This is a genomic window from Streptomyces sp. NPDC013157, assembly GCF_042899865.1.
Taxonomy (GTDB): Bacteria; Actinomycetota; Actinomycetes; order Streptomycetales; family Streptomycetaceae; genus Streptomyces.
The window spans coordinates 123,407-148,298 of record NZ_JBIBAK010000012.1 but is presented as its reverse complement, the minus strand read 5'-3'; the positions used below and the strand labels follow the sequence as shown (position 1 = coordinate 148,298).

At 70.2% G+C, this 24,892-nt stretch carries 29 protein-coding genes, 1 tRNA gene and 3 pseudogenes; 17 read left to right on the top strand and 16 right to left on the bottom strand.

The features are described 5' to 3' along the window. The 3 genes and pseudogenes from ACFY6U_RS31810 to ACFY6U_RS31800 form a co-directional block, all read left to right on the top strand. A pseudogene (locus ACFY6U_RS31810) lies at window positions 1–446 on the top strand (glycosyl transferase); the annotation flags it as partial. An 80-nt stretch (window positions 447–526) separates the two neighbouring features. Further along, window positions 527–871 (top strand): annotated as a pseudogene (locus tag ACFY6U_RS31805) (MFS transporter); the annotation flags it as partial. Window positions 872–999: 128 nt separating this feature from the next. Continuing rightward, window positions 1,000–1,734: a TetR/AcrR family transcriptional regulator gene (locus ACFY6U_RS31800; RefSeq protein WP_390043706.1), complete on the top strand. Its 735-nt coding sequence runs from the start codon at window positions 1,000–1,002 to the stop codon at window positions 1,732–1,734. 127 nt (window positions 1,735–1,861) lie between these two features. Here ACFY6U_RS31800 and ACFY6U_RS31795 read toward each other — a convergent pair whose 3' ends face one another. After that, window positions 1,862–2,176 (bottom strand): darcynin family protein, encoded by a 315-nt coding sequence (locus tag ACFY6U_RS31795; protein WP_390043704.1) that lies wholly within the window; start codon window positions 2,174–2,176, stop codon window positions 1,862–1,864. Here ACFY6U_RS31795 and ACFY6U_RS31790 point away from each other — a divergent pair. Further along, window positions 2,112–2,654 (top strand): annotated as a pseudogene (locus ACFY6U_RS31790) (LysR substrate-binding domain-containing protein); the annotation flags it as partial. The gene ACFY6U_RS31795 and the pseudogene ACFY6U_RS31790 overlap by 65 nt on opposite strands. Here ACFY6U_RS31790 and ACFY6U_RS31785 read toward each other — a convergent pair. The 4 genes from ACFY6U_RS31785 to ACFY6U_RS31770 all read right to left on the bottom strand — a co-directional run bounded on the left by ACFY6U_RS31785 (window position 2,611) and on the right by ACFY6U_RS31770 (window position 7,248). Continuing rightward, complete coding sequence (locus ACFY6U_RS31785; RefSeq protein WP_093501042.1) at window positions 2,611–3,084, bottom strand: PPOX class F420-dependent oxidoreductase; 474 nt, start codon at window positions 3,082–3,084, stop codon at window positions 2,611–2,613. The pseudogene ACFY6U_RS31790 and the gene ACFY6U_RS31785 sit on opposite strands and share 44 nt — an antisense overlap. A gap of 54 nt (window positions 3,085–3,138) precedes the next feature. Then, entirely contained in the window at window positions 3,139–3,960 is an 822-nt protein-coding gene (locus ACFY6U_RS31780) for a YceI family protein (RefSeq protein ID WP_390043702.1), read from the bottom strand. Window positions 3,961–4,090: 130 nt separating this feature from the next. Further along, window positions 4,091–6,649, bottom strand: a complete 2,559-nt coding sequence (locus ACFY6U_RS31775; RefSeq protein ID WP_390043700.1) for an MFS transporter — start codon at window positions 6,647–6,649, stop codon at window positions 4,091–4,093. Between the two features lie 20 nt (window positions 6,650–6,669). Then, window positions 6,670–7,248, bottom strand: coding sequence for a MarR family winged helix-turn-helix transcriptional regulator (locus ACFY6U_RS31770; RefSeq protein ID WP_390043698.1), 579 nt, complete (start codon window positions 7,246–7,248; stop codon window positions 6,670–6,672). A gap of 205 nt (window positions 7,249–7,453) precedes the next feature. Between ACFY6U_RS31770 and ACFY6U_RS31765 the strand changes: the two genes are divergently transcribed. Continuing rightward, entirely contained in the window at window positions 7,454–7,657 is a 204-nt protein-coding gene (locus ACFY6U_RS31765; protein WP_294006520.1) for a hypothetical protein, read from the top strand. Between the two features lie 87 nt (window positions 7,658–7,744). Here ACFY6U_RS31765 and ACFY6U_RS31760 read toward each other — a convergent pair whose 3' ends face one another. Continuing rightward, window positions 7,745–7,987 carry a hypothetical protein gene (locus tag ACFY6U_RS31760; RefSeq protein WP_390043697.1) on the bottom strand — a complete coding sequence of 81 codons (243 nt, stop codon included), beginning with the start codon at window positions 7,985–7,987 and terminating at the stop codon, window positions 7,745–7,747. Here ACFY6U_RS31760 and ACFY6U_RS31755 point away from each other — a divergent pair. Continuing rightward, a complete protein-coding gene (locus ACFY6U_RS31755) occupies window positions 7,977–8,333 on the top strand; it encodes a hypothetical protein (RefSeq protein WP_390043696.1) in 357 nt (118 codons plus the stop codon). The two genes, ACFY6U_RS31760 and ACFY6U_RS31755, sit on opposite strands and share 11 nt — an antisense overlap. 289 nt (window positions 8,334–8,622) lie before the next feature. Here ACFY6U_RS31755 and ACFY6U_RS31750 read toward each other — a convergent pair whose 3' ends face one another. The 4 genes from ACFY6U_RS31750 to ACFY6U_RS31735 all read right to left on the bottom strand — a co-directional run bounded on the left by ACFY6U_RS31750 (window position 8,623) and on the right by ACFY6U_RS31735 (window position 11,477). Next, window positions 8,623–9,549, bottom strand: a complete 927-nt coding sequence (locus ACFY6U_RS31750) for an RNA polymerase sigma factor SigF (RefSeq protein ID WP_390043695.1) — start codon at window positions 9,547–9,549, stop codon at window positions 8,623–8,625. 329 nt (window positions 9,550–9,878) lie between these two features. Continuing rightward, entirely contained in the window at window positions 9,879–10,799 is a 921-nt protein-coding gene (locus ACFY6U_RS31745; RefSeq protein WP_390043693.1) for an RNA polymerase sigma factor SigF, read from the bottom strand. A 190-nt stretch (window positions 10,800–10,989) separates the two neighbouring features. Further along, a complete protein-coding gene (locus ACFY6U_RS31740; protein WP_390043692.1) occupies window positions 10,990–11,283 on the bottom strand; it encodes a Dabb family protein in 294 nt (97 codons plus the stop codon). A 17-nt stretch (window positions 11,284–11,300) separates the two neighbouring features. Continuing rightward, window positions 11,301–11,477, bottom strand: coding sequence for a hypothetical protein (locus tag ACFY6U_RS31735; protein WP_294006505.1), 177 nt, complete (start codon window positions 11,475–11,477; stop codon window positions 11,301–11,303). A 224-nt stretch (window positions 11,478–11,701) separates the two neighbouring features. Here ACFY6U_RS31735 and ACFY6U_RS31730 point away from each other — a divergent pair, with 224 nt between their 5' ends. Continuing rightward, window positions 11,702–11,905, top strand: a complete 204-nt coding sequence (locus tag ACFY6U_RS31730) for a PLDc N-terminal domain-containing protein (protein WP_351485586.1) — start codon at window positions 11,702–11,704, stop codon at window positions 11,903–11,905. Between the two features lie 266 nt (window positions 11,906–12,171). Here ACFY6U_RS31730 and ACFY6U_RS31725 read toward each other — a convergent pair whose 3' ends face one another. Beyond that, window positions 12,172–12,849: an AAA family ATPase gene (locus tag ACFY6U_RS31725; RefSeq protein ID WP_390043689.1), complete on the bottom strand. Its 678-nt coding sequence runs from the start codon at window positions 12,847–12,849 to the stop codon at window positions 12,172–12,174. Beyond that, window positions 12,846–13,604: a GntR family transcriptional regulator gene (locus ACFY6U_RS31720; RefSeq protein ID WP_390043688.1), complete on the bottom strand. Its 759-nt coding sequence runs from the start codon at window positions 13,602–13,604 to the stop codon at window positions 12,846–12,848. Before ACFY6U_RS31720 ends, ACFY6U_RS31725 begins: the two co-directional genes overlap by 4 nt. Before the next feature lie 484 nt (window positions 13,605–14,088). Here ACFY6U_RS31720 and ACFY6U_RS31715 point away from each other — a divergent pair, with 484 nt between their 5' ends. The 10 genes from ACFY6U_RS31715 to ACFY6U_RS31670 all read left to right on the top strand — a co-directional run bounded on the left by ACFY6U_RS31715 (window position 14,089) and on the right by ACFY6U_RS31670 (window position 22,443). Continuing rightward, a complete protein-coding gene (locus ACFY6U_RS31715) occupies window positions 14,089–14,352 on the top strand; it encodes a DUF6284 family protein (protein WP_390043686.1) in 264 nt (87 codons plus the stop codon). Then, window positions 14,349–15,236, top strand: coding sequence for a DUF2637 domain-containing protein (locus ACFY6U_RS31710; RefSeq protein WP_390043684.1), 888 nt, complete (start codon window positions 14,349–14,351; stop codon window positions 15,234–15,236). The genes ACFY6U_RS31715 and ACFY6U_RS31710 overlap by 4 nt, the downstream gene beginning before the upstream one ends. After that, entirely contained in the window at window positions 15,236–15,607 is a 372-nt protein-coding gene (locus ACFY6U_RS31705; RefSeq protein WP_390043682.1) for an RRQRL motif-containing zinc-binding protein, read from the top strand. Before ACFY6U_RS31710 ends, ACFY6U_RS31705 begins: the two co-directional genes overlap by 1 nt. Further along, the gene (locus tag ACFY6U_RS31700; protein WP_390043680.1) at window positions 15,577–15,948 is read left to right on the top strand and encodes a DUF6251 family protein; all 372 of its coding nucleotides are present in this window, start codon (window positions 15,577–15,579) and stop codon (window positions 15,946–15,948) included. Before ACFY6U_RS31705 ends, ACFY6U_RS31700 begins: the two co-directional genes overlap by 31 nt. Window positions 15,949–16,265: 317 nt before the next feature. Then, window positions 16,266–18,170: an FtsK/SpoIIIE domain-containing protein gene (locus tag ACFY6U_RS31695; protein WP_390043679.1), complete on the top strand. Its 1,905-nt coding sequence runs from the start codon at window positions 16,266–16,268 to the stop codon at window positions 18,168–18,170. A 96-nt stretch (window positions 18,171–18,266) separates the two neighbouring features. Then, entirely contained in the window at window positions 18,267–19,184 is a 918-nt protein-coding gene (locus ACFY6U_RS31690; RefSeq protein ID WP_390043677.1) for a bifunctional DNA primase/polymerase, read from the top strand. Then, window positions 19,181–19,600: a hypothetical protein gene (locus tag ACFY6U_RS31685; RefSeq protein ID WP_390043675.1), complete on the top strand. Its 420-nt coding sequence runs from the start codon at window positions 19,181–19,183 to the stop codon at window positions 19,598–19,600. The genes ACFY6U_RS31690 and ACFY6U_RS31685 overlap by 4 nt, the downstream gene beginning before the upstream one ends. Beyond that, window positions 19,597–20,745, top strand: a complete 1,149-nt coding sequence (locus ACFY6U_RS31680; protein ID WP_390043673.1) for a DUF3631 domain-containing protein — start codon at window positions 19,597–19,599, stop codon at window positions 20,743–20,745. The genes ACFY6U_RS31685 and ACFY6U_RS31680 overlap by 4 nt, the downstream gene beginning before the upstream one ends. 178 nt (window positions 20,746–20,923) lie before the next feature. Next, a complete protein-coding gene (locus tag ACFY6U_RS31675) occupies window positions 20,924–21,145 on the top strand; it encodes a helix-turn-helix domain-containing protein (RefSeq protein ID WP_390043671.1) in 222 nt (73 codons plus the stop codon). Between the two features lie 11 nt (window positions 21,146–21,156). Then, a complete protein-coding gene (locus tag ACFY6U_RS31670; RefSeq protein ID WP_390043669.1) occupies window positions 21,157–22,443 on the top strand; it encodes a tyrosine-type recombinase/integrase in 1,287 nt (428 codons plus the stop codon). Between the two features lie 37 nt (window positions 22,444–22,480). Here ACFY6U_RS31670 and ACFY6U_RS31665 read toward each other — a convergent pair whose 3' ends face one another. The 4 genes from ACFY6U_RS31665 to ACFY6U_RS31650 all read right to left on the bottom strand — a co-directional run bounded on the left by ACFY6U_RS31665 (window position 22,481) and on the right by ACFY6U_RS31650 (window position 24,518). Continuing rightward, on the bottom strand, window positions 22,481–23,185 hold the full coding sequence (locus ACFY6U_RS31665) for a TIGR02391 family protein (protein WP_390043667.1): 705 nt from the start codon (window positions 23,183–23,185) through the stop codon (window positions 22,481–22,483). Between the two features lie 132 nt (window positions 23,186–23,317). Further along, window positions 23,318–23,402 (bottom strand) — tRNA-Ser (locus ACFY6U_RS31660). Window positions 23,403–23,502: 100 nt separating this feature from the next. Then, the gene (gene tadA, locus ACFY6U_RS31655; protein ID WP_390043665.1) at window positions 23,503–23,934 is read right to left on the bottom strand and encodes a tRNA adenosine(34) deaminase TadA; all 432 of its coding nucleotides are present in this window, start codon (window positions 23,932–23,934) and stop codon (window positions 23,503–23,505) included. A gap of 56 nt (window positions 23,935–23,990) precedes the next feature. Further along, the gene (locus ACFY6U_RS31650; protein WP_390043663.1) at window positions 23,991–24,518 is read right to left on the bottom strand and encodes a hypothetical protein; all 528 of its coding nucleotides are present in this window, start codon (window positions 24,516–24,518) and stop codon (window positions 23,991–23,993) included. Window positions 24,519–24,892: the final 374 nt, after the last annotated feature.

Genomic DNA, 24,892 nt, shown 5'->3' with positions numbered 1-24,892 from the left:
GCGGCTTCCCGGGCGGCGCCTGGACGGGCGAGGGCGGCACGGGCGGCGGTATGGCCGGTGGCGCAGGTGGCCTGCTGAACGGCGCGACCGTCTCCTCCGAGGCCAAGGCGCTGCTGCAGAAGAACTCCTCCCAGTACACCTGGGTCGCGGCGGCCATCGGCGCCCAGAACGCGGCGAGCTACCAGCTCTCCACCGGCGACGCGGTGATGGCGATCGGCGGCTTCAACGGCACCGACCCGTCCCCGACGCTCGCCCAGTTCAAGAAGTACGTGGCCGAAGGCAAGATCCACTACTTCGTCTCCTCCGGCACCGGCGGCGGCATGATGGGCGGCAGCAGCAGCGGCACGTCCTCGCAGATCTCCTCCTGGGTCGAGAAGAACTTCAAGAAGGTGACGGTGGGTTCGTCCACCTTCTACGACCTCACACAGAAGGCGAGCACCGGCTGACGGACTCCTGAACAGCGGCGCAAGGGCGGTGACCTCCGTGGTCACCGCCCTTTGCCGTGCCCTCGGTGTCATCTGTCTCGCAACTCGTCCTCGGCTACGGCCCGTTGGAGGCCGGCCTGCGCACGGCGCCGCTCGCGCTGACGGTCGTCGCGCTCAACTTCACCGGGCTGTCGGCCAGGTGGGCGACGCGGCTGGGGACGCCGGTGGCGATCGCCCTGGGGATGCTGCCGACGTCACTGGGGCTGGTGTCCATCGCCGTACTGGATGCGAGCGGTTACGGCGGCACGGGGGCCGGGATCAACGGCGCGCTGGCGGAGTTCGGGAACGGGTTGGGGGCGGGGCAGTTGGTGGGGGCGGCCGCGGTGGTCGCCGGGGAGTTCGTGGCTGCGGGGCTTCTCAGGAGGGCCGAGAAGAATGTCGCCTGAGGGGGAGGGGGTACATGTCCATCGGCGAGTGCGGGCTCGTCGTGGCTGGTCGCGCAGTTCCCCGCGCCCCTTTCAGGGGCGCCGGAGTTCTAGCATCTTGAGAAGGAACGTGGAGGAGGGTGTCGCTTATGGCGCGGGCCAGTGTGTGGCTGGAGGAGAAGGCCGGCAAGGGCGGGCGCAGTGGGCAGCCGTCCGGGCTCGACCGGGCCAGGATCACCTCCGTCACCGTCCGGCTCCTCGATGCCGACGGGCTCGACAAGTTCTCCATGCGGCGGCTGGCGGCCGAGCTCAACGTGACCGCGATGTCCGTGTACTGGTACGTCGACACCAAGGACGACCTGCTCGAACTCGCCCTGGACGCGGCCTTCGGCGAACTGAACCTGCCCGATGCGGCCGCCGGCGACTGGCGGGAGCAACTGCGGGCGCTGGCCACGGAGTACCGCGCCCTGCTGGTCCGCCACCCCTGGCTCTCCCCGCTGGCCGGCCGCTACCTCAACATCGGCCCGCACTCGCTCGCCTTCTCCCGGGTGGTCCAGCAGGTGGTCCGCCGCGCCGGCCTGCCCGCCCACGGCGTGACCGGCGCGATCTCGGCCGTCTTCCAGTTCGTCTACGGCTACGGCACGATCGAGGGCCACTTCGCCGAGCGCGTGGCAGCGGCCGGCATGACCCAGGACGAGTACTTCCACACCGCGATGCACGCGGTCACCGAGGACCCGGCGACAGCGGGGATCATCGAGGAGTCCAGGGACCTCATGGCGGCGAGGGGCGGCGACACCGTCGCCGAGATGCTGGACCGGGACTTCACGTTCGCGCTGGATCTGCTGATCGCCGGCATCGAGGCGATGGTGGCGAAGGGCGCCTGAGCGGGTCCAGCGCCCCGTCAGGGGCGCGCGGCCGTATCCGATGTGCGGCTACCGCCGCGCGGGCGCGACCAGCCACGAAGGCGCCGCAGCCGACCGACGGCGTACCGCGGCACTTCCAGCGGAGCGCTCAGGCGGACGTCGGCCGGATGGTGGCGACGGCGTCGAGCCCGTAGGTGCGCGCGTAGCCGTTCTCGGTGCCGACGAGAAGGTCGACGACCTCGACGTAGCGGTCCCAGAACGGGGTCTCGCGCAGTGCGTCGACGAGGCGCTGGCAGGCGCGGTGGTCCTCGGCTTCCCACACCCAGACGTCGGTGACGCGCGCGGAGTAGAACTCCGTGTCGTAGAAACGGGACCGGACTCCGGCGGTCCTGGCCTCGACGGCCGGCAGCGAACTGGTCACCCTCCGCATGGTCGCGGCCGTCCGGTCCGGCCATCCCCTCACCGAAGGTCCGCTGACCCCGGCCCGGCTCGCCGCCGCCGACCACGTCGCGGTCAGCCGTCGCGGCCGGTTCACCGGCCCCCTCGACACCGCCCTCGCCGAGCTGGACCTCCACCGCCGGGTCAGCGTCGTCCTCCCCGGCCACCTGGCCGCGATGACCCTCGCCGCCCGCAGCGACCTCGTCTGCCTCGTACCCGCCGCACCCCCCTCACCCCTCACCCGCGACGCGGGCGCCCTCGGACTGCGCCTCCTCGACATCCCGCTGCCGCTGCCACCCCTGACCATCGGGATGGCCTGGCACCCCCGGCACACGGCCGACGGCGCCCACCGCTGGCTCCGCGACGCCGTCGGCCGGACGCTCTGCGCGCCGACAGCGGCTGGCGGGAACACCGCGGCGGACGCCGTCGACCCCGAAGGCCGGCGCCCGGCCGGCCCCGCTACGCGTCCGGCGAAGCCAACCGCGCCGGGAAGCCCCCGGTAGCCACCGGTCCCCACTTCTCCGGCGTCACCCGGATGATCGACTTCCCCTGCTTCACCATCGCCGCCCGGTACTCGTCCCAGTCCGGGTGCTCCCCGGCGATGTTCCGGTAGTACTCCACCAGCGGCTCCACCGACTCGGGGGAGTCGATCACCTCGGCCCGTCCGTCCACCTGCACCCACGGCCCGTTCCAGTCGTCGCTCAGGACGAGCAGGCTCACCCGCTCGTCCCGCTTCGCGTTCCGTGTCTTGGCCCGCTCGGGGTACGTGGAGACGACGATGCGCCCGGAGTCGTCGACCCCGCAGGTCAGCGGCGACCCCTGCGGGCTGCCGTCGGCGCGCCGGGTGAGCAGGATCGCGCGGTGGCGGGGCCGTACGAAGTCCAGCAGTTCGTCGAGGGATACGGTGGTGTTCGTCGCGATGTTCGGTGCCATGGCGCCAGCCTAGGGGCGTGGGGCGCGCTCAGCCTGTCCCTGCCGAGGGCATGTTCACGCCTGCGGCAGCGACTCGCCCTGGACCGCCTGGATCTCCAGCTCGATCTTGAGGGTCGTGCCGATGGCGGCGATGCCCGCCTGGACGACCTGGTTGTAGTTCATGGCGAAGTCCTCGCGGTGCAGCTCGGTCGTCGCGCGGAAGGCGGCGCGGGTGCCGCCCCACGGGTCGGCGCCGGTGCCGAGGTAGGCGAGGGCGAGGTCGACCGGTCGTACGACACCGTGCAGGGAGAGCTCGCCGTGTACCGTCCAGCGGTCGGAGCCGGCCGCCGTCAGGCCCGTCGAGGTGTAGGTGATCTCGGGGTGGCGTTCGACGTCGAGGAAGTCGGCGGAGCGCAGGTGGGTGTCGCGCATGCCGTTGCCGGTGTCGATGGAGGCGGCACGGATGACCGCCTGGACACGGGACTTGGTGACGTCGTCGGTGGCGATCTCGATCCCCGCGCTGAAGTCCGTGAAGCGGCCCCGGACGCTGGAGATGCCCAGGTGCTGGGCGACCGCGCCCACGGTGGAGTGCGCCGGGTCCACCGTCCACGGGCCCGGCGGGGGCAGCTCGGTGCCGCCCTGCCGCGCCAGCGTCACCGTACCGATCTCGGCGCGGCCGCTCGCGGTGACGATGGCGCTGGAGGCGGCCGGGGCGTAGCCCAGCGCCGTGACGATGACGGTGTACGCCCCCGGCGCGAGCGGGTTCGGGTCGCGCACCGTGCCCTCGTCGTCGGCCTCGGCGCGCAGCACCTGGCTGCCGGTCATGTCGGTCACCGTGACGACCGCGTGCGACACGGCCCATCCGTCCCGGGTACGGATCCTCGCGGTCAGTCCCATCCCGTTTCTCCCTGCGAACACTCGAACAGTCATCTGGTCAGACAGTCAAACGATTACAAATTGGCCTTATGGGACCGGCCCGCGGCGGGCGCCTCCTTGTGGGCGCGCCCGCCACGGGCCGGAGTGCGAACTACTCGCCCGGGTGGGAGAGTTCGATGTCGTGGCCGTCGACGCCGGCACCGGTGACGTTCAGCGCGGTGGCGACCGGCGGGTAGCCCGTCGCGATCACGGTGTAGTCACCGCCGTCCAGGTCGGCGAAGGCGTACGCGCCGTCCAGGCCGGTGGTGGACGTGCCGACCACGTTGCCCGCCGCGTCCACGAGGGTCACGCGGGCGTCGGCCAGCGGACCGTGCGGGGCCCGTACGACACCCTGGAGCTGGGCGCCGGCGTCCAGGTCGACCTCGATCCGGGTGACCCCGGTGCCGCCGATCTCGACCGGCACGGCGCGGGGCCGGTACCCGGCCGCGTTCACCGCGACCGTGACGACACCCGGCACCAGCTCGCCGAAGCGGAAGTCGCCCTGCTCACCGGTGGCCGCGGTGGCCAGCAGGTCGCCGCGCACGTCGGTCACGATGACCATCGCGTCCTTGACCGGGAGCGCGCTCCCGGCGCCGCGGACGACGCCGCTCAGGCCGCTGGTACCGCTCAGCAGGAGGTCGTAGGGCAGCGGCTCCTCGCCCACCACGACCGTGGCGGCCTGCGGCTGGTAGCCGTCAGCGGAGGCGATCAGCACGTACGAGCCCGCACCGGGCGCGTCCAGCCGGTAGGAACCGTCGAAGCCCGCGACCGAGCGGCCCAGCTGGCGGCCGGACAGCGAGATCAGGGTGACCGCTGCCTGCGCGACCGGCGCGCTCTCGGCACCGCGCACGAAGCCGTGCACCGGGGTACCGCCGAAGCCCGCCGACTGCTCGGGACCGGCGATGGTGGCCACGGCGGCGAACTGCCGGGTGGCCTCCGGCGCGGCCGCGGTTTCCGGGGTGCTGCTCACGACCGGGGCGGCCCAGCTGGGGACCTGCTGATCCTCGACCGGAGCGGCGACGGCAGCCGCGACGGCGGCCGGCACGGTCTCCGGGCTGCCCGCGTTCTCCGCCTCGGCGGCCTGGGCGAGCCCGCCCTTGGTCTTCAGCGGGACCTCCTTGATGAACAGGCTGATCAGGAACGCGAGGGCCGCGAGGCAGCCGGCGATCAGGAAGACGTCGGCGATGGCGTGACCGTACGCGCTCTCCATGAGGGTACGCAGCGGGGCGGGCAGCTTGCCGAGGTCCGGGAGGCTGTCGTCGGACGAGCTGGAACCGGCCAGGGCGACCTGGTACTTGTGCGGGAGGGCGGCGGCGCCCTCGGTCACGTAGTGCGTGATCCGGCGGGCCATCACCGCGCCGAGGGCGGAGACGCCCACAGCACCGCCCAGCGAGCGGAAGAAGGTGACCGTGGAGCTGGCCGAGCCGAGGTCGCTCGGGGCGACCTGGTTCTGGGTGCAGAGCACCAGGTTCTGCATCATCATGCCGATGCCGAGACCCAGCAGCGCCATGAAGATCGACATCTTCCAGTACGCCGTGTCGTAGCGGATGGTGCCGAGCAGGCCGAGACCGGCCGTCACGAGGACGCCACCGCTGACCAGCCAGGCCTTCCAGCGGCCGGTACGGGTGATGAACTGGCCGGAGACGGTCGAGGAGACGAACAGACCACCGATCATCGGGATCGTCATCACACCGGACATCGTCGGGGACTTGTCGCGGGCCAGCTGGAAGTACTGGCTGAAGAACACCGTGCCGGTGAACATCGCGACACCGACGAACAGGGAGGCCAGCGAGGCCAGGGTGATGGTGCGGTTCTTGAACAGCCGCAGCGGGATGATCGGCTCCTTGGCCTTCGACTCGACGAGCACGAAGATCAGACCGAGGACGATCGAGCCGGCGATCATCGTGTACGTCTGCCACGAGATCCAGTCGTACTTGTCACCGGCGAAGGTGACCCAGACCAGCAGCAGCGAGACGGCGGCGGCGACGAAGAACGCGCCGGCCCAGTCGACCTTGACGTCCCGCTTCACGACGGGCAGGTGCAGGGTCTTCTGCAGCACGATCAGCGCGAGGACGGCGAAGGGGACGCCGACGTAGAAGCACCAGCGCCAGCCCAGCCACGAGGTGTCGGTGATGACACCGCCGAGCAGCGGGCCGCCGACGGTGGCGACGGCGAAGGTCGCACCGAGGTAGCCGGAGTAACGGCCGCGCTCGCGCGGCGAGATCATCGCGGCCATGACGATCTGGGCGAGGGCGGACAGACCGCCGACGCCGACGCCCTGGACGACACGGCAGGCGATCAGCATGCCGGCGTTCTGCGACAGACCGGCCGCCGCGGAGCCCAGTACGTAAATGACCAGGGCTATCTGGACGAGCGCCTTCTTGCTGTACAGGTCGGCGAGCTTGCCCCACAGCGGGGTGGTCGCGGTCATGGCCAGCAGCGAGGCGGTGACGACCCAGGTGTAGGCGGACTGGCCGCCGCCGAGGTCGGTGATGATGTGCGGCAGGGCGTTGGTGACGATCGTGGACGACAGGATCGCCACGAACATGCCGAGCAGCAGGCCGGAGATGGCCTCCATGATCTGCCGGTGCGTCATCGGGGTCTGCTCGACGGAGCCTCCCCCGTGCGGCTTGGCGTGAGCCCGCACACCGGCTGGTGTGGTCGTTGCCATGGGCTTCCTTCTCTTACGTCTTATGCGGGTGTACGGGTGGTCGTCGGTTCGAGTACGGGCGTGGGGGCGCGGGCGGCGGAGGCGACCGTGACCTTGGCCTCGGCCGGGGGCTTCGCGGCGCCCGGGGCCGGTGCGGTGACGGCGGGCGGCCGCGGGTGCGGGGCCGCGGCCCGGCAGTCGCCGAAGCTGTCCCGGAGCCGGGTCATCAGCCGGATCAGCTGGTCGACCTCCTCGTCGCTCCAGTCGCCCAGCCGTTCGGCGAGCAGCTCGGTGCTGCGCCGGGACAGCTCCACGAGGGTCGCCTCGCCCGCGGGGGTGAGGTGCAGGATGCGGGAGCGCTTGTCCGCCGGGTCGGCGGAGCGCTCGATCCAGCCGCGCTCGGCGACGTGCGCCACGTGCCGGCTGGTCACGGACATGTCCACGGCGAGCAGCTCGGCGAGCCTGCTCATGCGCATGGAGCCGTGGCGGCCGAGCAGCGTCAGTACCGCCGCCGAGCCGGTCGGGCACTCGGGCGGCAGGATGCGGCCCAGGTCCCGCTTCACGGCTCCGACCGCGCTGAGCTGACGCGCCAGCTCCTCGAACTGCGCCTGCTCCGCCATCCCGCACACCTCCTCACGACCGTATTCGTTGCTCGGGGCAACCATAGAACTGCTTGGTTGCCACAGGCAAATAAATCGGCGAGGGCGGGCATAAAAACTTGGCAAAGACAAGTATTGCGACCGTAAACACGCAGGTGGGGCGAGTCGGATGCATGGGAGGCCCCCCACTTGGGCCGGACACCCGGATTCGCTAGTGTCTCGGGCCATGGCTAACACCCAGGGCCCCCAGGGCAACTACGACCCCGCCGGCAGCACCCAGATGTTCCGCGCGTTCGTCGACGAGGCCCCGCAGACTCCTCAGCAGACGGCGACCACCTACTCCTCCTCCGGCCCCCGCCTCGGCCTGATCCTCGGCGTCGTCGCCGCGGTGGTCGTGGTGGCGGCGGTGGCCTGGCTCGCGTTCATGTAGGACGGCTGCCACGGCAGCCGGTACGGCGGTCACGCCGGCGTACGACGAAGAGAACCCGGGGTCGCGTGCCCCGGGCTTTCGTCGTGCTCAGCGCCAGTCGACGGTCACGACCCGGGTCTCGACGTGCATGCCGAGCGGCACCCGCCAGTCGTCCACGCAGACCGTCCAGGTCCCGGCCTTGCGGGAGCCGGGCGGGACCGGGGCCGGCACGGGCTCCGTCGACGTGACCGTCGACCAGTCGATGCCCAGCAGGTCGATGATGTGCGTGCCGAGGGTGACCGTGCCGGAACGGACCGCCGTGCCGCCGGAGTTGGCGAAGGTGACCGTCACCTTCTCGCACCACCGCTTGTCCGTGGCCGCGCGGGTGGGGGTGCTCCAGGTGAGGGCGGCGGGCGAGGGCGCAGGGGTGGCCGAAGAGGTGCCGGGCCGCGGTGAGTTGGGTGCCGTCGGACCGCTTCGTGGTGGCTGGGCGCCGGTGTGGCGGGAAGAGGAGCCGGGGGAACTCGTCGTGAGGGACGGCGAGATGGGCGTCGTGGTCGTGGGCGGCGCGGGCTCGCTCGCCGGAGCCGTCGGTCCGTCCGCTCCCTTCGCCCCGTCCAGCGGGACCAGCGTCACCGACCCCGTCGGCCGTGCCGACGCGCTCGGTGCGCCGCCTGCCGCACCCACCGCCGTATAGCCGCCGTTGCCGCCGCCTCCGCACGCTGTGAGTGCCGAGACCAGGCAGGCGACGGCCGCCGAGGCCGCCGTGACGGCGCCCCACCGGCTGCCGGGCGCCCCGAGTGGACACGCCGGACCGGCCACCGGCGCCGCGGGAGCATCGGCCCCACGGCCACTCGGCGTCCTGCTGCTCGACGTCCTGCGGATCTGCTTCCTGCGGATCTGCTTCCTACGGATCTGTGTCCTGCGGAGAGGCATCGCGCCAGTGTGGCTGACACTCCGTCAGTAAGGAAGCCGTAGGTGTGACCTCAGTCCGAGATCAGGCCCTCGCGGAGCTGGGCCAGGGTGCGGGTCAGCAGGCGGGAGACGTGCATCTGGGAGATGCCGACCTCCTCGCCGATCTGGGACTGGGTCATGTTCGCGAAGAAGCGGAGCATGATGATCCGGCGCTCGCGCGGCGGGAGCTTGGCGAGGAGCGGCTTGAGCGACTCGCGGTACTCCACGCCCTCAAGGGCCGTGTCCTCGTAGCCGAGGCGGTCGGCCAGGGAGCCCTCGCCGCCGTCGTCCTCGGGGGCCGGGGAATCCAGGGAGGAGGCGGTGTACGCGTTGCCGACGGCGAGGCCGTCGACCACGTCCTCCTCGGAGACGCCCAGGACGGCCGCCAGCTCCGTCACCGTCGGCGAGCGGTCCAGCTTCTGGGAGAGCTCGTCGCTGGCCTTGGTGAGGGCCAGGCGCAGCTCCTGGAGGCGGCGCGGGACGCGGACCGACCAGGAGGTGTCGCGGAAGAACCGCTTGATCTCGCCGACGACGGTCGGCATCGCGAACGTGGGGAACTCCACGCCCCGTTCGCAGTCGAAGCGGTCGATCGCCTTGATCAGGCCGATGGTGCCGACCTGGACGATGTCCTCCATCGGCTCGTTGCGGCTGCGGAAGCGGGCCGCCGCGTAGCGCACGAGGGGGAGGTTGAGTTCGATCAGGGTGTCCCGGACGTAGGCACGCTCGGGGCTGTCCTCTTCGAGTGCGGCAAGGCGCAGGAACAGGGAGCGGGACAGGGTGCGGGTGTCGAGGCTCTCGGAGACGGCCGGAAGCTCCTGGGCCGGCGGAGCCTCCAGCGCCGGGGCGCCGTCGATGGCGCCATCGATGCTGTCGAGCACGTCGATGGCGTCGAGCTCCTTGGGCGCTGCCTCGCTGTTCGTGGGCGTGAGCACCTTCGAGCTGCCCTGGTCTGCGGACATGCCACCCCCTTTGGGTCGCGGGACGGTCGCGGCGGCGTTCCCTGCTAGGAACGATGCCTTCACCTGAATACCGGAGCCGGGGCCCCGGCAAACGCGCTTCCCGCAGAATGTCACATGTCGGCAACACGCTGTAGTGACATGTCGACATGCGAGATGTGAATCCGCCCTGGAAGAAGGGGGTCTGACGCTTTTTCGACCCTCAACTGTCGGGAAGTGCGCTGGTGAGCGATTCGCCCTCGGCGGTGATGGCTCGATCCTGTTTGCGGTTACGGTCTCACCAAGTCGCCCGGAGCGGGTCTCGGACCGGTGACGGGCCCGTGGGGCGGCCCCTAGGCCTCGATGCGGTTGGCCGAGCGCAGGCGCTGGAAGCTGCGGGCCAGGAGGCGGGAGACGTGCATCTGGGAGACGCCGAGCTCCGCGCTGATCTGGGACTGGGTGAGGTTGCTGTAGTAGCGCAGCAGGAGGATCCGCTGTTCCCGCTCGGGGAGCTGGACGAGCAGGTGGCGGACCAGGTCGCGGTGTTCCACGCCGTCCAGGGCCGGGTCCTCGTAACCGATGCGGTCGAGGAGGCCCGGCAGTCCGTCGCCCTCCTGCGCGGCCTCCAGGGAGGTGGCGTGGTACGACCGGCCGGCCTCGATGCAGGAGAGCACCTCCTCCTCGCTGATCCGCAGCCGTTCGGCGATCTCGGCGGTGGAGGGGGAGCGGCCGAAGGCGGTGGTCAGGTCCTCGGTGGCGCTGTTGACCTGGACCCACAGCTCGTGCAGCCGGCGCGGTACGTGCACGGTGCGGACGTTGTCCCGGAAGTAGCGCTTGATCTCGCCCACGACGGTCGGCATCGCGAAGGTCGGGAACTGCACGCCCCGGTCCGGGTCGAAGCGGTCGATGGCGTTGATGAGCCCGATGGTGCCGACCTGGACGACGTCCTCCATCGGCTCGTTGCGGGAGCGGAAGCGGGCGGCCGCGTAGCGCACGAGCGGGAGGTTCGCCTCGATGAGCGCCGCGCGCACGCGGTTGTGCTCCGGCGTGCCCGGCTTGAGCTCCTTGAGCTGACCGAAGAGCACCTGGGTCAGCGCCCGGGTGTCGGCGCCCCGCCGCTTCTCCGGGGCGGGGGCGGCGGCTTGGGCGGGGGCGGCGGGGGTCTGGGGGAGGTCCTGGGCTGGGGTCTGGGCTGGGGTCTGGGCAGGGGTCTGAGTGGGGGTCTGGGCTGGGGCGGGCGCCTCTTCCTGGGGCGGCGCAGAACTGGCCGACACGGTCAACGCCACCTCTTCATCGGTCAATCATCCGTCAAAAGCGGTCATAGCATCACAAGACATGTGCACTGTGTGCAAGCACCTGGTAACGTCGTGTTGGGTATTAATACGGGCAAGTTGAGGCGTAAGGCGCAGTAAAGCCCCCCGCCGTCGTGGCGAGGGGCTCGGGATCCGGAAGCCGCCGTACGGCTCAGAACTCGTAGTCGGCGATCACCCAGGTGCCGAACTCCCGCCACTGCGCCGCGGCCGCCTGGTGGGCCGGGTGCTCCAGGTACCGCTTCAGCGCGTCCCCGTCCGCGACGGCGGAGTTGATCGCGAAGTCGTACGCGACCGGGCGGTCGGTGATGTTCCAGCCGCACTCCCAGAAGTGCAGCCCGTCGATCTGGTCGCCGAGGGCGGAGAAGGCCCGGGCGCCCGCGACGACGCGCGGATCGTCGCGCCCGACGCCCTCGTTGAGCTTGAAGAGGACCAGGTGGCGGATCATGGGTACTCCAGGTGCGTCTACTTCGCCCCGTTGGCCAGCCAGGTGAAGAAGTCACCGACGGCCTTCGCGGCGTCCGATATGCCCTGAAAGACTATCTGGACCCAGTCTGCCGCCCTGGGCGGGTCGGTGATGATCACGTAGAGCGCGAAGATCACGAGTACGTAGACGGCGATCTTCTTGGCGTTCACCGCCACCTGGCCTCTCCCCTGTCACGTCCCCCGGGTTCCCCCGGTTGCCGGGCGCGAGTGTAACCCTCCGATCGTTTTGTATGACCAACGGCGCGATGGGTGCCGGATTTTTTCTCCGAATCTCCGAACCGTGGACCGATCGCGTGAACCGATCGCAGGGGTCGCTCCGATGAAGGGCCGAGGCAACGGAAGCGAACCCGGGCCAACCGGAGTCGAGAGGGAGAGCACAGATGCTGACCACCGCGATGGCCTTCGGGCTCGTCACCCTGCTGATCGTGCTCGTCGTGGCGGCGCTGCTGGACTGCGTCCGCACGCCGCGGGAGCGGGTCAGGTTCGTCCCGAAGTGGCTCTGGGTGCTGTTCCTGCTCCACGCTCCGGTCTTCGGGGCCCTCGTCTGGAACTACGCGGGCAAGCGCCCCGAGCCCTTGGCATAACCGAAGGAAGGGCGGCTCCGATACGGAGCCGCCCTTCCTTCGAAAGCGGTAGCGGAGGGATTTGAACCCTCGGTGACTTGCGCCACACTCGCTTTCGAGGTCTGTTCGTGCTGGTCAGAGCATGATTCGGGGCTGTCCATCCTCGTTCATTCCCGTACTCGGGGCGGACGCGTGAACCGCCGTGGACGACTCCGGACGGGGGTGAATGAGACGGAAACTGAGACGGAGAACCGCAGGGCTGACCTGCGCTTCAGGTCCGTAGAAGGTCAAGGGCGGGAAGCTTCCATGGCCGCGATCACGTCCGCAGAGTCGCCCGCGTAGAGGATGTGCGGTTCGTCTGCCTGAGGGGGGATGAACCGGGTCCGGTACCGCTGGAGGTCGCTCTCCGAGAAGTAGATCGAATTTGGATCGTCCGCATGGAACTCGTTGCGCTTGCTGACCCTTGCCCAGAGTTCGTCATGGCTGGCCGCGAGGTAGACCAGCAGGGGGGTGGCTCCGGCGTCGGTGGCGATGGCTCGCCACTTGGCGCGGACTTCCGGGGTCCAAAAGCCGTGGTCAACGACGACGTCGTGGCCGGCCTTCAGGTGCTCCCTGAGTTCGACCGCCACGTCTTCGAGCACCGGACGTTCCAAGGTGGGGAAGATGCCGCGGGGAAAGTCCACTCCGTAGACGCCGTGTCGGCGGTACATCTCTTCGTCTGGGCACAGGCGGACGAACCCGCGATCCGTGAGTACGCGAGAGAGCGTGGTCTTGCCGGAGCCGGGGAGGCCGGCCATCAGGACGCAGAACGGTGGACGTGGTGGCATCGGTCTCGTCACGGTCTGGGAGATGGCGGCCATCTCCGCTTCGCCTTCGAGCGTGATTGTGCCAGCCCTGCGGGCCGCAAGCAGTGCCCCTAGGCGGTCTTCGAGCACGCTCGTGAGCGTGTCATCCATCACGGTCATGAGGTCATCTCGGATTCCGTGCGCCATGTTCGACCGGGGCCCCCGAGGTCTACGCCGTACTCCACGACGTTCCCCTCACTGTCTACGAACTTTGCCGTCATGACGACCACTGGATCGGTCGGCGGCTGTTCGGGGTCCAGCTCCAAGAGCTGTGCGTATTCCGGCGTGACCAGCCGGGCCGAGGCTGTGTCGACGCGGTGGGTGATGGGGCGGCCCGTTGCTTGGGCGATGAGCTGGAGTGAGGTACCTCCGGTCAGACGCTCACTCGTGGCTAGCTGGGGGATCAGCTTCCCGTACCGAGCGGGAATCCATGACGTGCTGTGGGCGACGATGCCGTGCCGGTCTCGGTAGACGCGACTTCGGCGGATCACGTCGGAACCGGGCTGAATGTCCAAGGCCTGTGCCACTTCGGCGGGCGCGGACACGACGGCCGCCTGATGCGAGTCGGACCTCTCGCCTGACCCCCAGCTAGACCCGGTGCGGTGTCCTCGGTCCTGACGCTGGGACCCCGAAGACATCGGAGCCGGCTGGTCCAAGACCTCCGTCCCGATGCCGTGGATCCCGCGCACCAGTCCCTCGTTGCGCAGCTTGCGCAGCGCTTTCTCGGCCGTCGCGGTGCTCACTTTCCACTCTTCCGCGAGGTTCTTGATGCTCGGCAAGAGGGTTCCTGGCTCTAGCTGACCAGACGTAATCAGCTCCGTGTAGTGGGCGGCAATCTTCGCGTACGGCGCCCGATTGTCGGCCTGGCCTGCCATATCGCTTGCTCCCTTTCGTCACTTCCCTGAGGTTCCCTACCTTACCGCTTGACACCGCAGGGAACCCTAGGGAACCTTAGGGATGTGCCCGCCGGTCACTTCGGGGAACGGCGGTCGCTGAACCTCGGCACACGTGTGTGCAAAACGGACGTGAACCGAGGGTTGCGCCAACGCCCGGAGGGCTCCGTGAAACGGGCTCGAAGGAAGCGACAGCCGCTTGAGAACTCAACAGAGAGCTGATGAGGAAGACCGCCCCGCCTCTGCGAGTAAGAGGGCGGCGCTCGTGGGTTCTGTCCCTGCGTGCGAGTACAGCGCAACCCGACCTTTCCGCAGCTCAGCGTTGCGGCCGGTTGCCTCCGCTGCACGTCTTGTACGTGCGGCGCTGAGGGGAGCCGGATCTACCGACTTCAACGGCGCGCGGCCCCGGTGCTGGAACACCGGGGCCGCTGTTCGGGCCGTTCCTATGCGAGAGGAACACGACCCAATGAACCACATCGTTACTGTTCAGGACGCTGTTACCGCGTTCGAGCCGTGGATGGAGCCCACGGACGCGGAGCTGGACGCCATCGACGCGGAGATGCCCGTCATCCGCGCGGAGATGGAGTTGCTGGACGCGCAGATCATCGTCATCGACCGCACGCCGTGCGAGCTGGACGAGCGGCGTATCCGCCGGGCCCGCCGGCGCGTGCTCGCCGCGCACCGGGACCACGTCAACGGCCTGACCGGCGAGACGGGCGGCGCGGCATGAGCCTGCACCGCAAGGGCCGTGCGGCCCTCGTTCTCGCGCTGGTCGCCGTGGTCGCGATGGCCTTCCGGGTGTCCTGGAACGCCCTGCGGGACATCGCGGGCGCCATCGGCGCGGATGCCACGGCTGCGACGCTGTACCCGTTCGTCGTGGACGGCCTGATGGCGCTCGCCCTGATCGCGACACTCGTGCTCGCCGGTCGCGACCGGACGTTCGCGCTGCGGGTGCTGGCCGCCTACACGATCGCCTCGCTCGTGCTGAACTACGTGCACGGCCTGGTCCCGGAGCTGCACGGCTCGGTCGACTGGGGCCGACTGGCCGACTGGGACCCCGCGAACTGGGCGCTCGTACTGCTCGCCACCTCGCTCCCGGTCGGCTCGATCTACTTCGGCTCCGACCTGGTCGCCAAGGTGCTGCACCACCGCCCCGCCCCGACCCCAGCCCCGATCGGAAATGCGGAGGAATCGACCGGAAACGAGAGGAATCGGTCTAGTTCTGACCTCGTGGTATCGACCCCGGAGCCGATCACGCCGAACGTGACGGCACTGCCCCGGCCGGTGGCCGTGGGTTTCCTGAAGTCGAGCATCCCCGCCAAGCCGGTCAAGGCCATCGAGCAGCTGGCCGTGCCCCCGATCGAGCGGCGCGCGGTGGCTGCCGAGTCGACCCGGCAGCGTCGGGCGACGGGGCGGGTGCCCGAGGTGGCCCGCACTCCGCGCCGGAAGCGCACGCCGGGTGAGCTGCTGAGCGAGGCGCGGACGGCAACGGCCGGTTGGCCGGACGTCCGGCTGACTGCCGAGGGCATCCGTCGTGAGGTCCGCACCTCCCCGGCCAACGCCCGCAGCCTGCGCGACACCCTGCGCGCCGAACGCGGTCTGTCGGTCGCCTGATGGGCGCCCTGCCCGTCTACCGGTGGCGCCTGGCCCCGGACGGCTATGCGACCTACCGCCAACTTCGGGCACTCGGGCTGCGCCCCGGCGGTCAGGACGTGGCGGCGCAGCTCGAACGCCCACGGCGCCGGCGCGGGCCGCTGGTCGCCTACCTGTACCGCACTGACCTGGCCCTGCCGGTCAGGCCGATGACCCCGGCCCGGTGGGCGGCTCTGGCCAAGGCCAACGCTGCCCGCCGCACCTGCCCCGCCTGCCGCCGGGACGCGGGATACGTCATCCCGCCGTCGCTCGGCATGTGCTCCACCTGTGCTTTCCCCGACAACGCCCCGGAGGGTGCGTCATGGAACAGCTCCCCGCACACCGGCCGCTGACGGTCGTCCAGCTCCCCGACGGCAGCCACGTCTACGCCGACCCCGCCGCCCTGCCCGTGCAGCAGCCTTCCGGGCCGCAGGTGGTTCACATCCACCAGGCGCCGCCGGACCGCACGGTGCAGCGCGTCGCGCTCGGCTCCGGTGTCGGAGCCGGTGCGGTCGCGGCCGGCGTCTACTTCGGCCCGCTGCTGGTCGGTGTCCTGACCGCGATCGCCGCGAACCTTGCGATCCTCGCGCTGCTCGCCGCCGTCATGGCGTGGGGCGTGGTCACCGTCGTCCGCTCGGTCGGCGGCGGCGACGGCAAGGCCGCCGCCAAACGGCTCAGCCGCAAGAGCCGTTGACCCGAAAGTCGTAGGCGGCCCGCAGGGCTCCTGACCCCCCTCGCGTGTGGGTCGAGACCCCCGGCCCCTCGAACGGCCGCACAGACCCCCGTGGAGGGGCTGTGCGGCGGCATTTTCAGCGCTCCCTCGCGCGCGTGCGCGTAGGGGCCCCCTTCCCGGAACGGCGCAACTCTGCAACTGCGCAGGTCAGAGGCGGTTGCAGGGGGTCAACCGGCATGGCCGACGCAACCGGTCACGCCAACCACCCATTTCGGGCGGGCCGGTGGCGCCACGCAACGGCGCACCGGCCCTCATCCACGGTCTTGGAGGACCCTTTCGTGGACTGGAAGCAAGCATGGTCGACCACCACCGCGACGACCAACACCGCGTTGGACGCGCTCGCGCCGATGTGCGCGCCGTTCGCGGCGCGTTGGGACCGTGAGGCGGAACGGCGCACGCTGCTGCGCACTCCGGAGCACCTGAAGGCGCTCATGGCGGCGCAGCGCGAGCACAACGCCGCGCGGTCCACCGCCGCGATGGCCCGCAACCAGCGCAGCGCGGCCCGCAAGGCGTCCACCAACCCGCTGTCGGCAACGCGTCGGGCCGCGCGGACGGCGGACAAGGCCGCGCGGCAGCATCACAGTCAGGCGCGGTCCGTGCTGAAGGCGGCGCGGAAGAACTACCCCGCCACCCTGCGGGCCCTCGCGGTGCAGACGCACGCCGCGCACGCGGTGCCGGGCGGAGTGGCGTCGTGGCTGATGACGGAGGCCACGCACGCGCTCACGCTGTGGCCGGCGTCGGTGTCGGCCGGCCTGATCGGGCTGAACGTCGCCGGTCTGTGGCTGGGGCGCCGGCAACCGGCCGTGCAGTTCGAGGACGGGATGACCGCAGAGGAGCGGCGCCTCGCCTCCCGGCTGGACCCGTCGTTCTGGGTGAGCAACGCGGACGCCCGCGGACTGTCGGGCACGGTGCCGACCCCGGCCAAGCTCACCCCGGCCGGACTGGTCTCGCACGTGCGGCTGGACGGCCGGTGGACGCCCAAGACGTTCCGTGCCAAGACCGATGAGATCCGCGCGCTGCTGGGTGCGCGGACGGATCTGCGGGTGGAGATCACGTCGGGCAGTCACGGGGACCGGGCCACGATCACGCTGCGGACCCGCAGCGCGGCTGATGGCATCGACCTGACCGGCTGGACGCCGGGGGCGCCGTGGGGCGTCGACACGGTCACCGGTGAGCCGGTGCAGGTCCCGTTGGGGCGCCGGATGCTGATCGCCGGTACGTCCGGGTCGGGCAAGTCCTGGTCGACCCGCGCGCTGCTGGCCGAAGCCTCGGAGTACGAGGATCACCGCCTGGTGGTCATCGACCCCAAGCGGGTGGAGGCGGTCAACTGGCAGCACCGCTCCCGGACCGCCATCACGATCGATGAGGTCATGCAGGTCACCGATGAACTGGTCGAGGAGATGCATGAGCGGCTGGAGCTGATCCCGCGCGGCCAGGACGTCATCCAGATCAGCCCCGAGCGGCCCCGGATCACGGTCTTCGTGGACGAGGGAGCCGAAGTCATCACCATGGCTCGCCGCAAGCGCGTCCGGGGCACGGCCGACGAGCAGGGCGATCCGGACTGGTCCCAGATCATGGAGAACCTGGGCACCCTCGCCCGGATGGCACGGGCGGCGGAGATCATCCTGATCTGGGCGACACAGAAGCCGACCATGGACGCCAAGGGCGGCATTGACCCGCAGATCAGCGCGCAGATCACCTACCGGGCCGCGCTCGCGCTGTCGACGTCGGGTGAGTCCCGCGTGGTCTTCGGCGAGGACGCCACGGAGAAGGGCTGGCACGCGCACGAACTGCCCATGCCGGGTGTAGCGATGCTGCGCTCCGGGCCCAAGGCCAAGCCTCACCCGATCAACACCCGCGCGTTCTCACCGGCCGACGTCATCGCCCTGCCCGACCGGCCCGTCTGGCAACGCACCTCCGCCAGCCCCTCGGGGAGCACGCTCCGTCTGGTCAAGGAGCAGGACGCCACCACGGCAGCGCCGGCCGGAGCACCGGTGGCGGACACGAACCGGGACCGGGTGCTCAAGGCCGTGCACGACGGCGCCCGGACGCTGCGGGACGTCACCGACCGGACCGGCATCAACAAGGGCACCGTCTCCCGCGAGGTCAAGGCACTCACCGCCACGGGAGCCCTCCGCAAGGCCGATGACGGCATGCTCCTGCCCGGCCGCGAAGCGGCCTGACCGCTCCAGCGAACGACAACGGCGGCCCCCTTCCGCCAAGAACCGGGGCCGCCGCCAATCCACCTGCCATCAACAGACCTGTGGAGGTCTCCCAGCATGACGCAACCCACCGACATCCGGCGAGCGCACCTGTTGCGGGCCGCCCTGGAAGCGGCTGCACGTGGTTGGCACGTCTTCCCCCTGCGCCCCGGCGGCAAGCCCCCGGCCCTGCACGGCGAGCAGGCGTGCCCCGGCACCGGGGAGTGCGCGGCCGGGCACCGGAAGTGGGAGCTGCGCGCCACGACCGACCCGGACCGCATCCGTGCCGCCTGGTCGCGGGCCCCGTTCAACGTCGGCATCGCGACCGGCCCCTCCGGGCTGCTCGTGGTCGACCTGGACGTGCCCAAGGACAAGGGCAGTTCGGACGCGCCTGGCGGCGCGGCAACCTTCGGAGCGCTCTGCGAGCGCGCCGGGCACGCCGTCCCGGAGACCTACCGGGTGCGGACCGCGAGCGGCGGAGAGCACCTGTACTTCGCCGTCCCGGCCGGCGTCCGCCTCACCAACACCGCCGGGACCATCGGGGAGTTGGTCGACACCCGCGCATGGGGCGGGTACGTCGTCGCCGCCGGCTCCAGCACCCCCGCCGGAGCGTACGAAGCCCTGTGCGCCCCCGTGGCGGCTCCTCTGCCCTCCTGGCTCCAAAGCGTCCTGCAACCCGCCCCCAAGCCAGTACAGGCACCCTCAGGGGCCGTTGCGGGGCAATCCCGCCGATATGCGGATGTAGCGCTCGCCAATGAGGCCCGGAATGTTGCCACGGCTGCGGACGGCACCCGCAACTGGACGCTGCTGCGGGCCGCGCGCGCCCTGGGACGGTTCATCGCGTCCGGCGACCTCCCCCGCACCGTGGTTGAGGAGGCTCTTAGTAGGGCGGCGGGGGCCAACGCGACCCAGTCCCAGCACTACTACGACGACGTGATCAGGCGCGGACTGGACTGGTCCATCACCCGCAACACCCCACGCGGGAGGGCGGCATGACCACCCCGCCTCCCCCCCGATCTAAGAGCCTCACCGCCACCCCGGACGACTCCCGCCCCGCGCGGCCTGCCGGGCCTGAAGCGGCCGTGGGCGAGCCGAAAGGCGCCGCCCGTAAGGGCGTCGTAGCTGCTCTTCGTGCTGACCCGCAGCCGGTCGACCCGGCCAACCCGACGCCGGACCGCCCCGGAATCCGGATCTACGCGCCGCCGGTCTACCGCCACCCCAACGACGGGGCCCGCTGGTCCAAGCGCTACGGCGACACCCCCAGGGCCGCCTACGCCTGCGGGTGCGGGCTCACCGACACCGCGACGGGAGCCGCCGACGTAGCCGCGCTGATCACCGACTACGAGTACCACCGGGCCAAGGAATGCACCGGGGCCTCCGCCTCACTCACCGAAGGGAGGGCCGCCGCATGACCGACGTCATCGACGGCGCCGCGCTGCTCAACGAGGTGGAAGCCTTTCACCGCAGGTTCAACGTCTTCCCTACCGAGGCCGCCTACGTCGCCGTCGCCCTGTGGGACGCGCACGCGCATCTGCTCGACTGCTTCGAGTCCACCCCGCGTCTGGCATTCCTGTCCCCCGAACCGGGGTCGGGGAAGTCGCGTGCGTTGGAGATCGTGGAAACGCTCGTGCCCAACCCCATGGCCGCTGTCGACGCCTCCGCCGCCGCCCTATTCCGCGCGGTCTCCGGGGTCGACGGCAAGCGGCCCACGATCCTCTTCGACGAGATCGACACCATCTTCGGCCCCAAGGCCGGGGAGAACGAGCAGCTCCGGGGATTCATCAACGCAGGACACCGCCGCAACCGGCCGATGTTCCGCTGCGTGGGAGACGGCGCCAACCAGACCGTGCAGGCATTCCACTCCTACGCCGCCGTGGCCGTGGCCGGGCTCGGCTACCTGCCCGACACCATCCGGGACCGCTCCGTCAACATCCGCATGCGCCGCAGGGCCCGCAACGAGAAGATCGAGCCCTACCGCACCCGTATCCACGAGCAGGAAGGCTTCGCCCTGCGCGACCGGCTCGCCACCTGGGCAGAGCAGGTCAGCGAGCGGGTCATGAACGTGTGGCCGGACATGCCCGACGAGGTCACCGACCGGCCGGCAGACGTCTGGGAACCGCTGCTCGCCGTCGCGGACGCGGCCGGAGGCGACTGGCCGGAGCGGGCCCGCGCCGCGTGCGTCACGCTGGTCACCGCGTCCAAGGCCAACGACAAAGGCAGCCTCGGTATCCGGCTGCTCGCCGACCTGCGCGACCACGTCATGGTCGGTATCGACCGGCTGCCGACCGTGGCCATCCTGGACCGGCTCAACGCCCTGGACGACGCGCCATGGGCCGATCTGCACGGCAAGCCGCTCGACAACCGCAGGTTGGGGCGAATGCTCGCGGAGTACATGACGGCGGACAACGAGCCGATCACCTCCCGCAACATCAAGACCGCCGGGAGCGTGCTGAAGGGCTACTACGCCGCCGATCTGTGGGACGCGTGGGCCCGCTACCTCCCCCCACCCCCGGAAAGTCCGCTACCTCCGCTACCGGGCACCGAAAACCTGGCCTGACCAGCAACAACGCGGTAGCGGCAACCACCCCGAGTTGCCGCTACCGCCCCGCTACCCATCCGCTACCGCTACCCCTTCCCGCTACCCCGAACAGGCCCCTGACCTGCGCGGTAGCGGCGGTAGCGGAAGTAGCGGCCCTCAGAGAGCCCCCCGAGGACTGCCCCCGAGGAGTCACCGCATGGACACGGCCCAACTCGCCGAAGTCATCGATCCCACCCTCGTACTGCTGACCGTCGAAGAGGCGGCCCGCCGTCTCCAGATCGGCCGAACCGTCTGCTACCGGCTCATCAGCTCCGGAGAGCTGGAGTCCATCACGGTCGGGCACCTGCGCAGGGTCCCGGCTGACGCTGTCCCGGAGTTCGTCTCCCGCCGCCGCAAGAGCTACCGCCCCGCCGCCTGAGGAGTACACGCATGGCCGAAGCCAACAACGACAAGAAGCGCACCCGTCAGCCGAACGGCCGATCGTCCATCTATCAGGGGAGTGACGGGAAGTGGCACGGTCGCGTCACCGTCGGCATCCGCGATGACGGGAGCCCCGACCGGCGCCACGTCGAACGCAAGACCCGCGCCGAAGTGACTGCCGCCGTCCGGGAGCTGGAGAAGCAGCGCGACGCCAAGACACTGGCCAAGCCGGGAAAGCCCTGGACGGTCAAGACATGGCTGACTCACTGGGTCGAGACCATCGCCCCGCTCGCCGTGAACGAAAACACCATGGTCGGGTACGGGGTCGCCGTCCGGAAGCACCTGATCCCCGCCCTTGGTGCCCACCGGCTCGACAAGCTTCGGCCGGAGCACATCGAACGCTTCTACGGCAACATGCAGGCGGACGGCCGTAAGGCGGGAACGATCCATCAGATTCACCGCACCTTTCGCACTGCGCTGAACGAGGCTGTACGGCGCGGCCACCTGGGACGGAATCCCGTCCAACTCGCCAAGGCACCCCGCCTCCGAGAGGAAGAGGTGGAGCCGTACACCGTCGAAGAGGTTCAGCGCCTCTTGCGGACCGCCGACGACCGCCGCAACTCGGCACGGTGGGCCGTGGCGCTCGCCCTCGGACTCCGGCAGGGGGAGGCGTTGGGTCTCAAGTGGGCTGACGTCGACCTGGAGCGGGGCGTTCTCATGGTCCGTCGGAGCCGCCGCCGACCGCGCTACGCCCACGGGTGCGGCGACACCTGCGGAAGGAAGGCCGGCTACTGCCCGCAGCGTCAGCGGACGAACCCCGAGACGGCCGACACGAAGTCCCGTGCCGGACGGCGGGCCGTGGGGCTCCCTGCACAGCTTGTGGATCTGCTACGAGTCCATCGGCTCAAGCAGGACGCCGAACGCGCGGCAGCGGGGGACCAATGGGCGGATGAGGGGTGGTTGTTCGCCACGCCCGCCGGTCGGGGCACATCGCCCCGAACGGACTACGACGACTGGAAGGAACTGCTCGTAGACGCGAACGTGCGAGACGGCCGTCTGCATGACGCTCGCCACACCGCAGCTACGGTCCTGCTGATCCTTGGAGTCTCCGAGCGGGCCGTCATGGGCCTGATGGGTTGGTCCACAACGGCCATGGCCGCGAGGTATCAGCACATGGTCGACTCGGTCCGCAACGAGGTTGCCCAGCGGGTGGACGGGCTGATCTGGAAGCCGACCGGATACGGACCGGACGAGGATGACGACGGAGTTGCCGGAGTGCTGGTACCGGTCAGGTGAGTGATGGGGGCAGGTCTTCAGGCCTGCCCCCATCTACTTAAGTCACGACCTGGCACTGATTGATGAGTCGTGCAAGCACACTGAACGTGGCCAACTGCTCCAAGGCCTCCTGCTCCGCCAAGTCACCCGTTTCGTGGGCGGCAGGGTTCCGGAGCGCGGAGTAAGCCCCCTGGCCGAGCTGGAGGGCGCCACGCTGCCGTGTCTGGACTCCCGGATCTGTTTGGTCGCCCGGTATCCGAAGCCGGGGCTTTCCTGCCTCTGGTGCCTTGTCGCTGAAGGCTTCCTGGACAAGCTTCGCGTCCGACAGGTCACGTCGACCGAGCTTGTCCTGAAGGTGTGCGTTGATCGACGTGGCGGCGGCGTGGACGGCGGCCCGGTAGTGCCTGGACTCCCAGAAGGTGCGAGCGGCGTCCCATACCCAGGGGTGGAACTGATCCGCCGGAAGCGAGGGAGCGTCGGGCGCCAAGCGTGTTGCCCACTCGTCCATGTCTGCCAGGATGCCGATGCCGCGCCTGACTGCGTTCGTATTGATGACCAGCCCGCGCCATTCATCTTCCTGGAGCACCTCTACCCCGGACATCTGAGGGTCGAGGCACTGGAGGATCTTGGTAACCGTGGGCTCAGTTTCGAAGAGCCGCTTCCTTGCTCCTGCGAAGTCTCCCTTGGTCTCCCTGATCCCCCAATAGGCCCTTGCTAGCTGATCGAACCCTTCGAGCCGCTGCCGCATCCAGTCGCGATCCACAGATGGAGAGTAGACGGGAACCGGGCAAGAGGACCGAGGATTTTGAAGCGTTCGATCAATCAACTGAGACGGAAACTGAGACGGAGACACGCGAAGGGTCCGACTCGATGAGCCGGACCCTTCGTCTACCTGCGGTAGCGGAGGGATTTGAACCCTCGGTGACTTGCGCCACACTCGCTTTCGAGGCGAGCTCCTTCGGCCGCTCGGACACGCTACCGAGGGAGACCCTACAGCACGGGGGGCCGTGCTCTGAAATCGGTATTCGGCGGCCGGGGAAGGCGTCGGCGGGTGCGCCGGCGGGCGCGTCGGCTCGTGTGTCAGCGGGTGCGGAAGAAGTCCGTGAGGAGGTGGGCGGATTCGTCCGCCAGGACGCCCTCGACGACCTCGGGGCGGTGGTTCAGCCGCCGGTCGCGGACGACGTCCCAGAGGGACCCCGCGGCGCCGGCCTTCTCGTCGCGGGCGCCGTAGACGACCCGGTCCACCCGGGACTGGACCAGGGCGCCGGCGCACATCGTGCAGGGCTCCAGCGTGACGACCAGGGTGCAGCCGGTGAGGCGCCACTCCCCGAGCGTCGCGGCGGCCCGGCGCAGGGCGAGGACCTCGGCGTGCGCGGTGGGGTCGCCGGTGGCCTCGCGTTCGTTGTGCCCGGCCGCGAGGACCGTCGTACCGTCCGGTGACAGCACGACGGCGCCGACGGGGACGTCCCCGCCCCGGACGGCCCGGCCGGCCTCGTCCAGGGCGAGCCGCATCGCGGCCCGCCAGCGGTCGCGTACCGGGTCGGGGGACCCGGGTGCCTCGTGGAAGGTCAGCGGACGGTCTCCAGGACGTCGGAGGCGCCCAGGGCCTCGGCGATCTCGCCGAGCGCGTCCTCGTCCAGGGTCAGCAGTTCCTTCGCGCTCACGCCCAGGTCGTCCAGGATCGCGGCGTCGCCGACCGGGCCGGCCGGCACGGCGGAACCGTCCGCGTCGTCGTCGTCCTCGGCGTCCGGCTCACCGTCCTCGGTGCCGTCGAGGTCGAGGGCGTCCAGGTCGTCGGCGTCGTCCTTGGGCTCCCTTCCGAGCAGTTCGTCGGTGAGCAGGAGCTCGCCGTACGAGCTGCGGGCGGCGGCGGCTGCGTTGGAGACGAAGACCCGGGGGTCCTCCTCGCCGTCCACGCGCACGACGCCGAACCAAGCGTCTTCCTGCTCGATGAAGACGAGCACCGTGTCGTCGGCGTCCGGCGCCGATTCCCGGGCCAGGTCGGCCAGGTCCGACAGGGTCTCCACATCGTCGAGCTCTGTGTCGCTCGCTTCCCACCCGTCTTCGGTGCGCGCGAGCAGTGCGGCGAAGTACACCGTGACTCTCCCACTGGTCTTAGGCGTGCCGGTTGGGGGTCCCCCCGGCGGAGGTTCTGGACGGGGAGAGCTGTGCTCCGAGCCCCGCCCACTCGGAATCGTGGCAGAAACAAGGCGTTCAGGGGACGTCTTCGGCTCCCTGTGTCTGGCAGTTTTGATCGCACGTATGCAAAGAGCCATCCATGCGTCCGTGAACGCAGTCACCAGCGCACTCGTTGCCGCCACCTGCGGATCGTACGCGGGTTTTCCCGCGCCCCACGCACGGCCTTCCCCATGACGGACCGCAACGCGCCACAAGGAGTGGATCTTTGCCGAAGGATCGGCTTTACGACTCTTGCCGAGTCCTGCCGACTCCTGGCGAGTCCTGCGGACTC

Excerpts from the sequence above, each read along its gene's own strand:
- ACFY6U_RS31800 (WP_390043706.1), top strand. The coding sequence starts at position 1,000 with ATGGCGCGGGCCAGTGTGTGGCTGGAGGAGAAGGCCGGCAAGGGCGGG.
- ACFY6U_RS31785 (WP_093501042.1), bottom strand. The coding sequence starts at position 3,084 with ATGGCACCGAACATCGCGACGAACACCACCGTATCCCTCGACGAACTG.
- ACFY6U_RS31780 (WP_390043702.1), bottom strand. The coding sequence starts at position 3,960 with ATGGGACTGACCGCGAGGATCCGTACCCGGGACGGATGGGCCGTGTCG.
- ACFY6U_RS31775 (WP_390043700.1), bottom strand. The coding sequence starts at position 6,649 with ATGGCAACGACCACACCAGCCGGTGTGCGGGCTCACGCCAAGCCGCAC.
- ACFY6U_RS31770 (WP_390043698.1), bottom strand. The coding sequence starts at position 7,248 with ATGGCGGAGCAGGCGCAGTTCGAGGAGCTGGCGCGTCAGCTCAGCGCG.
- ACFY6U_RS31765 (WP_294006520.1), top strand. The coding sequence starts at position 7,454 with ATGGCTAACACCCAGGGCCCCCAGGGCAACTACGACCCCGCCGGCAGC.
- ACFY6U_RS31750 (WP_390043695.1), bottom strand. The coding sequence starts at position 9,549 with ATGTCCGCAGACCAGGGCAGCTCGAAGGTGCTCACGCCCACGAACAGC.
- ACFY6U_RS31740 (WP_390043692.1), bottom strand. The coding sequence starts at position 11,283 with ATGATCCGCCACCTGGTCCTCTTCAAGCTCAACGAGGGCGTCGGGCGC.
- ACFY6U_RS31730 (WP_351485586.1), top strand. The coding sequence starts at position 11,702 with ATGCTGACCACCGCGATGGCCTTCGGGCTCGTCACCCTGCTGATCGTG.
- ACFY6U_RS31725 (WP_390043689.1), bottom strand. The coding sequence starts at position 12,849 with ATGACCGTGATGGATGACACGCTCACGAGCGTGCTCGAAGACCGCCTA.
- ACFY6U_RS31720 (WP_390043688.1), bottom strand. The coding sequence starts at position 13,604 with ATGGCAGGCCAGGCCGACAATCGGGCGCCGTACGCGAAGATTGCCGCC.
- ACFY6U_RS31715 (WP_390043686.1), top strand. The coding sequence starts at position 14,089 with ATGAACCACATCGTTACTGTTCAGGACGCTGTTACCGCGTTCGAGCCG.
- ACFY6U_RS31710 (WP_390043684.1), top strand. The coding sequence starts at position 14,349 with ATGAGCCTGCACCGCAAGGGCCGTGCGGCCCTCGTTCTCGCGCTGGTC.
- ACFY6U_RS31705 (WP_390043682.1), top strand. The coding sequence starts at position 15,236 with ATGGGCGCCCTGCCCGTCTACCGGTGGCGCCTGGCCCCGGACGGCTAT.
- ACFY6U_RS31700 (WP_390043680.1), top strand. The coding sequence starts at position 15,577 with ATGGAACAGCTCCCCGCACACCGGCCGCTGACGGTCGTCCAGCTCCCC.
- ACFY6U_RS31690 (WP_390043677.1), top strand. The coding sequence starts at position 18,267 with ATGACGCAACCCACCGACATCCGGCGAGCGCACCTGTTGCGGGCCGCC.
- ACFY6U_RS31685 (WP_390043675.1), top strand. The coding sequence starts at position 19,181 with ATGACCACCCCGCCTCCCCCCCGATCTAAGAGCCTCACCGCCACCCCG.
- ACFY6U_RS31680 (WP_390043673.1), top strand. The coding sequence starts at position 19,597 with ATGACCGACGTCATCGACGGCGCCGCGCTGCTCAACGAGGTGGAAGCC.
- ACFY6U_RS31675 (WP_390043671.1), top strand. The coding sequence starts at position 20,924 with ATGGACACGGCCCAACTCGCCGAAGTCATCGATCCCACCCTCGTACTG.
- ACFY6U_RS31670 (WP_390043669.1), top strand. The coding sequence starts at position 21,157 with ATGGCCGAAGCCAACAACGACAAGAAGCGCACCCGTCAGCCGAACGGC.
- tadA (WP_390043665.1), bottom strand. The coding sequence starts at position 23,934 with ATGCGGCTCGCCCTGGACGAGGCCGGCCGGGCCGTCCGGGGCGGGGAC.